This is a genomic window from Ancylomarina sp. 16SWW S1-10-2 (genome assembly GCF_009669305.1).
Lineage (GTDB): Bacteria > Bacteroidota > Bacteroidia > Bacteroidales > Marinifilaceae > Ancylomarina.
The window spans coordinates 25,879-37,252 of record NZ_SADB01000031.1; the positions used below are offsets into that span (position 1 = coordinate 25,879).

Sequence of the window (11,374 nt, forward strand, 5' to 3'; positions counted from 1 at the left end):
TTTTCTACTTCCAAAATGATTTAATCGTCAGAATCTAACCATTGACTAGTTCTTCCAACAGCCCTATTCCAATATTTTAAAGTTTTATCAAGTTTATCTTTTGACATTTTAGCCTCGTAAACATCTGTTATTTTTCGATGTTTTTTAATTTCATCAATATCTTTCCAAAAACCCACTGCTAAACCAGCAAGATATGCTGAACCCAAAGCCGTAATTTCTTTCACATTAGGACTCACAACTGGAATATCAAGAATATCAGCTTGAAATTGCATAAGGGTTTTATTTAATACCGCACCACCAGCCCTAAGCTGTGTTAAAGAATTTCCAGAATCGCGTTCCATTGCCTTTAATACATCACGAGATCGCAAAGCAATTGATTCAAGAGCTGCTCGAGCAATATGCCCTGGTGTTGTTCCCATATTCAATCCCCAAAAAGTACCTCTAGCATATTGATCCCAATATGGAGCACCTAAGCCCATAAAGGCGGGTACAATATAAACACCTCCATTATCCTTTTCAGAAAGAGCTAATTCTTCAATTTCACTTAGAGAATGAATTAAATTCATTTGGTCGCGTAACCACTGTATAACCGCACCTCCTATAAAAACACTTCCTTCTAAAGCATAAGTCACCTTATCACCAATTTGCCAAGCAATGGTTGTTATAAGATCGTTTTTAGATGTCACAATTTGATCTCCAGTGTTCATCAAAATAAAACAACCTGTATTATAGGTGTTTTTAACCATTCCTTTTTCAAAACACATCTGTCCAAAAAGAGCAGCTTGCTGATCTCCACAAATCCCTGCTATTGGAATTTCTTCACCAAATAAAGATTTGGAAGTCATTCCATAGACTTCACTAGAACTTTTAACTTCTGGTAAAATACTTTCAGGGATATCTAAAATATCCAAAATTTCTTTGTCCCATTCAAGAGTTCTTATATTGAACAGCATTGTTCTACTAGCATTGGAAACATCTGTTACATGACAGGCACCTTTAGTTAGTTTCCAAATTAACCATGAATCAACAGTTCCAAAAGCAAGCTTACCTTCTTTTGCTTTTTGTCTAGCTCCTGGAATATTATCCAACAACCATTTAATTTTAGTACCAGAAAAATAGGCATCTAAAATCAATCCTGTTTTTTCTTTGATTGTATCTGTTAAACCTCTTTTTTTAAGCTCCTCACAATATTTCGAAGTTCTTAAATCTTGCCAAACGATGGCATTAGCTATCGGTTTACCTGTTTCTTTATCCCAAAGAATAGTGGTTTCACGTTGATTTGTGATGCCAATAGCTTTAATATCCTTAGCTGTTAAACCGGCTTTTGCAATAACTTCCTCGGCCACTGAAGCCTGAGAATACCAAATTTCATTAGCATCTTGCTCAATCCAACTTAATTGAGGCGAGTTTTGTTCAAATTCTTTCTGAGAAATCGCGATAATTTTACCATCTATATCAAAAATAATAGCTCTTGAAATTGATGTCCCCTGATCTAAGGATAAGATATATTGTTGCATAACTTTCTATATTAAATATTTATTTCAGAGAAATCGTTTTCTTAAGAATTTTATCAACTGATACATTGAGAGAACCAACATATTCATTCATAGTACCCAAAACAGTCAAACCATCATCGGTTAACTTATAATATTTACGTGGAATTCCAGATTCTTGTTCAATCCATTCCGAAGTCACTAAACCTTCTTTCTTTAATCTATTTAGAAGAGGATATATAGTTCCCTCAGCAATTTCAAGCGACGTAAACTCATTCATATCACTTATGAGTTCGTAGCCATAACAAGGACGAGACCGTAAAAGTAAAATGATTATATATTCAAGTAATCCCTTTTTATACTGGGATTTCCATTTCGCAATAAAATATTCGTTGTTTTCTGACTCCATATTACAAAAAAATTGTTCATCTCAAAATCGAGATATCAATCAGTTTCAGTTACAATCAAACAATTCTTGATCTGTATTACTGTTTTTTTGATTCAAGAAAGCTAAAAAAGCCTGCCATCTACAAATATATTATAATAAATTAAAGAATATTTAAAGTAGCCCCATGTTTTAATAATAGAACCCATTTAAAACTGATTTTCCAGTCTATGAGTTCTAAATTTAAAAAAAAGGAGTTGCTAACAGCAACTCCTTTAATATAATTAAACTAAGGTGTCTTATTTTTTAAAGATACCTAGATCTTTCAACTCCGAACCTGAAATATAATCAAGGTGAGCAGCACACTTAGCTTTACCCATCTTAACAAATACCTCACAAGATGCTTTGTACTTCTCGTTACGAGTAGTATCTAACAACATTAAATAACCCATAACAATATAACCAGCCATTTCGACTAAACGACGAGCGTGGAAATCCAAGAAGTCATTGTGATCTGCAGTCGTGTTAATGTCATGTACTTTAGCAACAGCTACTTCGTACTTATCAGTCATTCCCTTAAGAATTGTTCTGATGTATTCCAACTGAGGATTAAGTTCTTCGCCTTCGTAAAACTTAATTTGAGCTAAATACTGACCTGTAGTTACTCCACGAACAGCAGCTACAACTTGTAACTGAGATGTTCCTTCGTAAATATTTGTAATACGTGCATCGCGAACTAAACGCTCAATTGGGTAATCTTTCATATACCCAGATCCCGCGTGAATTTGCAATGCATCATATGCAACTTCGTTACAGTACTCAGAAGCAAACAATTTTAATAGAGGCGTAAATACATCAGCAATTTTCTGATATTTCTTCATCTCAGTTCTCTCTTCTTTATCTAAAGAACGATCCTGAGAAATATGGTAGTAGCATTTATAAACATCAACCATACGACATGTTTCATACAACATAGATCGAGAAGCATTTAACTTCGCCTCCATATTAGTCAACATTTCGTAAACAGCAGGGAATTCGATAATTGCTTTACCAAACTGACGACGTTCTTTAGCATAAGCTAAACCTTCACGGTAAGCTGCTTCAGCAATACCAACTGATTGAGCACCTACTCCTAAACGAGCACCATTCATCAATGACATTACATACTTGATAAGTCCCATTTTACGAGAACCTACTAACTCTGCAGGTGCATTGGTAAATACAAGTTCACAAGTTGGAGATCCAATAATACCCATTTTGTGTTCGATACGACGAACCTTAACAGCCATGTGTTTTTTGTCATAAATAAACATTGACAAACCACGACCGTCGTTAGTACCTTCCTCAGAACGAGCCAATACTAAAGCAACATCACCATCACCATTGGTAATAAAACGTTTTACACCGTTTAAATACCATTGATTTTCTTCTTCATTAAAAGTTGCTTTCAATTGAACAGCTTGCAAATCAGAACCAGCATCTGGCTCAGTTAAGTCCATAGCTGCAGTAGCACCTTTAGCAAAACGTGGTAAGTAATTCGCTTTTTGTTCTTTTGAAGCAAATTCGTGAATTGTTTCAGCACAATCCTGAAGACCCCAAATATTTGCAAAACCACCATCAGAACGAGAAACAAGTTCAGCAGCCATTACATAAGGTACAAGGGGAAAATTCAATCCATCGTACTCACGAGGAAGAGACATACCAATTAAACCAGCTTTTGTAAGCGCTTTATGGTTTTCTGCAGTTCCTTTTGCGTAAATAACACGATCATTTTCAACTCTAGGACCTTCCTTATCAACACCTTCAGCATTAGGAGCTATAATATCGCCACAAATTTCACCTACAATTTCTAGGGTCCTATCGTAACTGTCCATAGCATCCTCAAAATCAAGAGGTGCATAATCATACTTATCTTTATCTTCGAAGCCACGCTCTTTAAGCGCAACAATTTTTTTCATTAACGGGTGTTCCAAATGGAACTTCATGTCCTCGTTATCTGTATAGAAATTAGCCATTTCTTTAGATGTATTTTGTTGTAAGTAATGAATCGTTATTCTAAATGTCTAACGACTGTTTTCCTTACTCACTAATTACTAAAAATATTATTTGGTATTCAGCTTATAATGCTTAATCATTTTAGGTATAACATCAGCAACATCACCTGTAATTATATAATCAGCGAAATTATTGATTGGTGCATTCTTATCTGTATTGATAGCAATAACCATTGCAGATTCTTCCATACCAGCAGTATGCTGAATTTGACCAGAAATACCACATGCAATATAAAGCTTAGGACGTACGGTAACACCTGTTTGACCAACTTGACGTTCGTGAGAAGTATAACCAGCATCAACAGCAGCACGAGAAGCACCTACTTCACCACCAATAACATCAGCTAGTTCGTATAACTTATCAAAATTTTCTTTTGAACCTACACCGTATCCACCAGAAATTATAATACCAGCATTTTTGATGTTTACTTTAGAAGCTTCCATGTGACGATCAATAACCTTCACAACAAAATCTTCTGAGTTCAAATATTTCGCAACTTCAATTTGATTAACTTTACCTTTATAAGTCTCAGAAAGAATCTCTTTCTTCATAACTCCCTCACGAACAGTTGCCATTTGTGGGCGACAGTCTGGATTAACAATTGTAGCAACAATATTACCCCCAAAAGCAGGACGAATCTGATACAATAAATCTTTATATTCTTTCTTATTCTTCTTGTCTTCGTGATCACCAATAATCAAACTCGTACAGTCAGCAGTTAGACCAGAGTGAAGTGCCGAAGATAAACGAGGACCTAAATCACGACCAATGCTTGTAGCACCCATCAACGCAATTTGAGGTTTCTCTTCTTCAAATAATTTTACAATAATTGAAGTATGAGGTAAAGTTGTGTATGGATAAAGACGCTTATCATCAGCAACCCATAAAATATCAACGCCATAAGGAATAATTTGTTTTTCAACACCTTTAAGATTGGCACCAATAACAATAGCCTCAAGCTTACATTTTAAGTCATCAGCTAGCGATCGACCTTTAGTTAAAAGTTCAAGACTTACATCAGCAATCTGTCCCTCTTCTATTTCGCAATATACAAATATGTTATTCACGTTATTAATTTTAAAATTCTACATTGAAATGATATGAAAACCAACCGATTAACCAATAGTATGATTAACAATTAACTCTTTCATTAGTTCATCCATATCAGCATCGCTAGGCTCAAGTACTTTAGCTTCTTTCGCTTGGAAAACAACATTTTCAATCGATTTCACTTTTGTAGGCGATCCAACTAAACCTAATTCTTCAGCTTTAGTATCGATATCATTCACACTCCACTCACCAATATTTAAATAAGGACGATCATTATGTAATACGATATAATCTTCAGAAGCATCCTGCATTTCAGAAACAGCACGTGCATGCTTGTATTTCATTACAAACTTAGCATTACGAGGGCGACAGTCAGGAGCAGAAGCATTTACAGTTACAACTATTGGAAGAGAACCTTCAACAGTTTCAACGCCACGTTCTAAACGACGTTTAACAACAATTTTACCTTTTTCAGCTGATACAACATTCTCAGCATAAGTAATCTGCGGGAAACCTAATTTTTCAGCAACTTGAGGTCCAACCTGAGCGGTATCACCATCAATAGCCTGACGACCAGCAATTATAATATCAATTTTACCCATTTTTTTAAGGGTGCAAGACAACGCATAAGAAGTCGCTAAAGTATCCGATCCAGCAAAAGCACGGTCAGATAAAAGGATGCCATTATCAGCTCCTCGATATAAACCTTCACGAATAATTTCAGCTGCTCTACCTGGGCCCATTGTCAATAGAGTAATCTCAGTTCCTGGATATTTATCTTTTAGACGCAATGCTTGCTCAAGTGCATTTAAATCTTCAGGATTGAAGATAGCAGGCAAAACAGCTCTGTTCACAGTTCCATCAGCTTTCATAGCATCTTTCCCAACATTACGAGTATCAGGGACCTGCTTAGCAAGAACAACAATTTTTAATCCTTTCATTGTTATATATGTTTTATCAGTTATAGTCGAATATCTTTCATATTTTTTTCACATACTAATAGTGAAGTTGAATAATTAGTTCAATCGATTACAATTTGTTATTATTCAGATTTAAGCTTTGTTGAGACCTAAATTCAAGTTTAGCAAATATATGGAATTGGCTACTTAAATCAAATATATATAAGCACCTATTACGATAGATCAAAGAGTGCCTTATTCTCATATATTCAACAAATTTAACTTACGCAAGTATCATTAATAAAACAGTTTATATAAGTGGTATATCTATTGACAGAAATTTCCATTGCTAAGACTAAAAAAAATTGATCTAAAGTATTTTCTCAATTATTATTAATAGTAACTTTATTCTCTCTTAGTAAAACAAAAAGTATTAAAATCCATGATTACATTTTCAATAGCAATTCTTTCACTAATACTAGGCTATTTTATTTATGGCAAGTTTATTGAACGTTTTTTTGGAGCCGATGACTCAATAATAACTCCCGCAATCAGATTAAAAGACAATGTTGACTTTATTGTGATGCCTACATGGAAAATGTTCATGATTCAATTTTTAAACATTGCAGGCTTAGGTCCAATATTTGGAGCAATTCTGGGTGCTATGTACGGACCAATAGCTTATATCTGGATCGTTTTTGGATGTATTTTTATGGGAGCAACTCACGATTATTTCTCTGGTATGCTTTCTATTAGAAATAATGGTTCAAGCTTTCCCGAAATTGTAGGAAAATACTTAGGCCCTGGATTTCAAAATTTCTTACGAATATTTACAATTCTCCTATTAATACTCGTAGGTGTAGCTTTCGTTACAGGCCCGGCTGGATTACTTAAAGATTTAACTGGAGGTGGATTTAATTATTGGCTATATGGTATTTTTGCATATTATCTTATTGCAACCCTTCTACCTATAAATAAAATAATTGGTAAAATATATCCCGTTTTCGGAGCTGCACTTTTAATCATGGCTATTACCATTGCTGGTGCTATGATCTTTAAATCATTAGATGGTAGTCTTATTATGAATGAATTAAATTTTGATCAACTTAAAAATTTACATTCAAATCCATCTCAAAACATCCTCTACCCTATGATGTTTATAGTCATTTCCTGTGGAGCAATTTCTGGTTTTCACTCAACACAATCTCCATTAATGGCTCGTTGCATGAAAAAAGAAAGTTATGGTAAACCTGTATTCTTTGGAGCAATGATAGCTGAAGGAATAGTAGCTCTTATTTGGGCAACAGCTTCAATGAATTTCTTTGGTGATACTTATGCTTTAAATGATACCCTTATGTCTGGTCATAATCCGGCATGGGTAGTGAATGAAATATGTAACACTTGGCTAGGAAAAATTGGAGCTATATTCGCTATTGTTGGTGTAATAGCCTGTCCAATAACAACTGGAGACACAGCATTTCGTAGTGCACGTTTAACCATTGCTGATATGTTGAGTGTCAAACAAAAATCGATAAAAAGTCGTCTTTTAGTAAGTATACCCCTTTTTGCTGTTGGGTTTCTCTTATCTCAGCTTGAATTTTCAACAATATGGAAGTACCTCGGTTTAGCAAATCAAATTCTGTCAATGACTATGTTATGGACTGGAGCAATGTATTTAGCTAAAAATGGACAAAAGCATTATATACTCAGTTTACCAGCCGTATTTATGACTGCAATTTGCTTCACCTATCTTTTGGTTGCTCCAATTAAAAATGGTGGTCTAAATATCAATATAGAAATAGGTTATAGTTTAGGAGCACTAATTGCTTTAACAGCATTTAGTTTATTTAAACTAAGTATCCGAAAACATTTTAAAACGCGTTAAATTAACTGCACAAAGCAATTTTGCATCTATTTATAATGTATGTTAGCTGTCATTCCTTTATTTATTGGGAGGAAGCTCAAAGTCAAAATAATTATGCCCATGCCATATCGTTTAATTTAGAATCTAAAGAATACGCTCACCAATAAGGTACGAGGTCGAATATTGTATTCTTTATCTACTCTGGTTAATGCATCATATATTGTGTAAGTGTATTTTTTTTGATCAAAAATATTTTTAGCCGCAAAATTCAACTCCCAACTACTGTTTATACTATATGTAAATTCAGCATCAGCAAGAAAAAGATGTTTCGAAATAGTACTTGATGGCCTATTATTGTAGTGTTCACCCAATAGTTGAAAATACCATTTGTTTTTATAGGCAAAATTTCCAGACACTACCTGAGAAAACATTTCTGAAGACGAATGAGTTCCAGTACTACTTACTGACAAGCTTTCTTTCATATATTTCATTTCATATGAAACATTCAACCAGGAAAACATTCTCAATTTCACCTTAGGCTTTACATCCCATCTTTGAGATGAATAAGGTGTTTCAATATCATTTTGGAAAGTGGTCCCATAAAAATCCATATACGAACCACTTATGGTTAAAATATTATGAGGATTACTTAAGCCTTTACTTATTTGTCCGTTTAACATCCACACTTTGGAGGTATTCTTCTGAGGAATAAAACCATTTATAATAAATTCGTCAATAAAAGATCGTTCTGAAATACGCTTGTTTGTATTCCACAAACGAATTACACTTGCATTCGCAAAAAATGCTTTTAAGGGTACTTTATAATAAGTACTCAACATCAAAGACTTTTGAAAGCCAGTATCGAAATTAAGAATCCCACGAGACAAGTTTCGATAATTTTGAAGCAACAAGCCCTTATAAAACTGCTGTTCTTTTATAGGATTTTTAGCCAAACTGCCAGAAAGCGAAGCTGATAAACGGGAAGTAAAATGATAACGAATATACATTCGTGGTGCTATCATGAATTTGGAAACAGATTTCTTTTCATCCAATACATAATCGCGATACCAGTAAGGAGAAAATGAAAAAGGGGCATTAAACTTCGCTTCGAGCCCATTATTTTTATATTCCAACTCTGGTCCAATAAAACAAGTCAGGTTATGTACATACAAATCATTTTCGACTTGCCCAAATGAATCCGGAATCCCCGTCAACTTACTGTCCATTTTTCGAATTAAACCTAAAACTCCCATTTTCATAAATAGAGTAAACGGTTTTAAATAAAATGCCAGCGATGTATTTGTATTTGTATAAAATGCTGTCGAATTAATTTCCTGACGATCTTTATCGCCTTCCTTTACAACATCCAAATCCTGTTGTTTTACCTGATAGGAATTATACGAATTTAATGTGTATGCTCTATTCCCTGTACGCTTAATCAACTCGAAATCATTTGAAAACGAACGGTAAGGAGTTGATGCTGACTGATTATTGGGATATGTGCCACTAATCGACATATCCATATCATCCCAATAGATATCGGCATTTAGATTATTTTTTATATAATAGGTAGGTGTGTTGGCATTAATAATTACATTACCTGATAAATGATTTTGATGTGAAACAGACGACTCTCCTTCTTCCTCTATAATTGTTGAATCGGTTAAGAAGTAATTCGCAACCGAATGGCTATTAGACTCTAGCCTGTTATTTGTATAAGTTATTTGAGATGTTAAATCGCCATCCTTTCCAAGACTCCAGAGGTTATTTGTAGTGAATAAATGTGATTCATTAAACCGTACACGATTGGCATCAATGTCGCTCAGGTAATCAGGCTCAACTTCCAAATAATCTTTCAAACTGTAAGATTTTGGAAATTTATTGTCTCTGCTATCAAAAGAGAATGAATTCGTTTCCTTCACAATATTGATTCCTGTATTATTCGTTTTATAGGTGTTAAGGGTTTGCATTTTAGATGTAAACCGCATCCCCACAAGCTCTGCATTCCATAAAAAAGGATCAACTCCTTCACCCACACCTATATTTGCAGTACCTACCCATCGTGCTTTAGCATCTTCTTTAAGTCGGATATTTATAGCAGGATTTTGAGAAAACGAAATATCTTTTAATGCCTTTATAGGTTGATGATTTTCCATTACTTCCACACTTCCCACATCCTGATGATGAACATTATTGGTTGCCAAGCCGTAACGCCCACCCAGTAAATCTTTCCCTTCAATATAAAACTTGTTGATTGCGATACCATTGTACTTTATCTTTCCACTTTCTTCAATCTCAATTCCCGGCATTTTTTTTAATACATCTGCCAGCGATTTATCTTCTACCCCGGCAAAACTTGAGGTCATATAAGTAATTGTATCTCCCCGTTCATGAATTCCAGGAGCTTTAACTATCACCTCCTTAATTTCAGTAGCTTTCTCGATCATAGCAATATCATAAATTTGCTGTTCTTTGTTCAATACAATAGCTTGCGATGCATAACCCAGTATAGAAAAATACAACTTATGTTTTTCTAAGAAATCAGATAACTTTATCTCATACTTACCATTTGGATCTGTTTGAGTAAATTTTACCACCTTATTTTCGGAAGAACGAACAGTTACCAAAACATGAGACAATGGAACTTTTGTATTTTTATCAGCGACTCTTCCTGTTGCAATAAATTCCTGTGCATTAAGATGCGAAACATTAAAAATAAAAAGTAAGACACAACAATATTTTAATAAAAACCTCATAATTTTAAATTGTAGATTTTAGAACTAACTCTATTTGTCTTAGCTAGACCTTATATCCAATAAATAATAATTACATAAAATAACCACTTATTCACAAGCCTTTAACTAATAATCTCGCTCAATTAAATCGTAACGCATTATTTTTTGTAAAGAATTACTTCCTAAATCAATACCAGTTTCCATTTCGATATAACCACCCATATTCATTAGGTAAGCCTTTTTTGCTTTTAGGAATTCAAGTCGTTTTGTTTTTCCAAACTTCTTGCTCCCCACATATGTCTTACTAAACACAATCGGTTCTTCATTTTTTTCTATGCCTATTATTACAAAATTGTATTGCTTACCAATGTCATGAACCTCCAGAATCAAACCAGGTAAACCTCCAAATTTCCATGGACCATCGCTTATGGGAATTTCAGATGTAAACCACGCCATCCATTGTCTCCCACGAAAAGTACACCTAGCCAGTTGACAGGGATTATCCAAAACCATTTTGGTACTATCCATAACTTCCCAATTTTGTGCATTCAGCTCATCTTCATAAATATAATCCTGCAAGGAAAGTCCGTCGGTAACTGTAATCTTTCCCTCAGGGTAATTTTTATACACATAAGTCTTCATTCGCTTGTGCGGATAATTAGATGATGAAGCCCCTTCCTTATCCATTGCATTTTTGAAGATCTTCCAAAATTTTTTGTCATAATCCGGTATGCATAGTAAAGAGTCAACCTGATTACTATAATAACTGTAACATTTGGAGCAATTATGCCCAATTTGAAGATACAACATATCCCCATCTGATTTTTTATATGATAATGTATCTTTTAAATACTCAAAATCATAAACGCACTTCAAAAAAGACTCATCCAATT

General features: G+C 34.3%; 8 protein-coding genes. 1 reads left to right on the top strand and 7 read right to left on the bottom strand.

Annotated features, from left to right (window positions below; genetic code table 11):
• Positions 1-20 precede the first annotated feature (20 nt).
• From glpK to EMN46_RS17440, 5 genes are all read right to left on the bottom strand, one after another.
• The gene (glpK, locus tag EMN46_RS17420; protein WP_154202129.1) at positions 21-1,517 is read right to left on the bottom strand and encodes a glycerol kinase GlpK; all 1,497 of its coding nucleotides are present in this window, start codon (positions 1,515-1,517) and stop codon (positions 21-23) included.
• A gap of 19 nt (positions 1,518-1,536) precedes the next feature.
• Entirely contained in the window at positions 1,537-1,902 is a 366-nt protein-coding gene (locus EMN46_RS17425; RefSeq protein WP_154202131.1) for a PadR family transcriptional regulator, read from the bottom strand.
• Positions 1,903-2,177: 275 nt separating this feature from the next.
• Entirely contained in the window at positions 2,178-3,893 is a 1,716-nt protein-coding gene (locus tag EMN46_RS17430) for an acyl-CoA dehydrogenase family protein (protein ID WP_154202133.1), read from the bottom strand.
• Between the two features lie 87 nt (positions 3,894-3,980).
• Positions 3,981-5,000: an electron transfer flavoprotein subunit alpha/FixB family protein gene (locus EMN46_RS20505; RefSeq protein ID WP_368667571.1), complete on the bottom strand. Its 1,020-nt coding sequence runs from the start codon at positions 4,998-5,000 to the stop codon at positions 3,981-3,983.
• A 48-nt stretch (positions 5,001-5,048) separates the two neighbouring features.
• A complete protein-coding gene (locus tag EMN46_RS17440) occupies positions 5,049-5,924 on the bottom strand; it encodes an electron transfer flavoprotein subunit beta/FixA family protein (RefSeq protein ID WP_154202135.1) in 876 nt (291 codons plus the stop codon).
• Between the two features lie 400 nt (positions 5,925-6,324).
• Here EMN46_RS17440 and EMN46_RS17445 point away from each other — a divergent pair, with 400 nt between their 5' ends.
• A complete protein-coding gene (locus EMN46_RS17445; RefSeq protein ID WP_154202137.1) occupies positions 6,325-7,767 on the top strand; it encodes a carbon starvation protein A in 1,443 nt (480 codons plus the stop codon).
• A 116-nt stretch (positions 7,768-7,883) separates the two neighbouring features.
• On the opposite strand, the gene EMN46_RS17450 is transcribed toward EMN46_RS17445, so the two are convergent.
• The gene (locus EMN46_RS17450) at positions 7,884-10,502 is read right to left on the bottom strand and encodes a carboxypeptidase-like regulatory domain-containing protein (RefSeq protein ID WP_154202139.1); all 2,619 of its coding nucleotides are present in this window, start codon (positions 10,500-10,502) and stop codon (positions 7,884-7,886) included.
• Positions 10,503-10,607: 105 nt separating this feature from the next.
• Positions 10,608-11,374 (bottom strand): GLPGLI family protein (locus tag EMN46_RS17455; protein WP_195715302.1); only part of this gene is annotated, 767 nt, incomplete at its 5' end.

What these genes read in the sequence shown, in the direction of transcription:
- glpK (WP_154202129.1), bottom strand. Translation starts at nt 1,517, where the DNA reads ATGCAACAATATATCTTATCCTTAGATCAGGGGACATCAATTTCAAGA.
- EMN46_RS17425 (WP_154202131.1), bottom strand. Translation starts at nt 1,902, where the DNA reads ATGGAGTCAGAAAACAACGAATATTTTATTGCGAAATGGAAATCCCAG.
- EMN46_RS17430 (WP_154202133.1), bottom strand. Translation starts at nt 3,893, where the DNA reads ATGGCTAATTTCTATACAGATAACGAGGACATGAAGTTCCATTTGGAA.
- EMN46_RS17440 (WP_154202135.1), bottom strand. Translation starts at nt 5,924, where the DNA reads ATGAAAGGATTAAAAATTGTTGTTCTTGCTAAGCAGGTCCCTGATACT.
- EMN46_RS17445 (WP_154202137.1), top strand. Translation starts at nt 6,325, where the DNA reads ATGATTACATTTTCAATAGCAATTCTTTCACTAATACTAGGCTATTTT.
- EMN46_RS17450 (WP_154202139.1), bottom strand. Translation starts at nt 10,502, where the DNA reads ATGAGGTTTTTATTAAAATATTGTTGTGTCTTACTTTTTATTTTTAAT.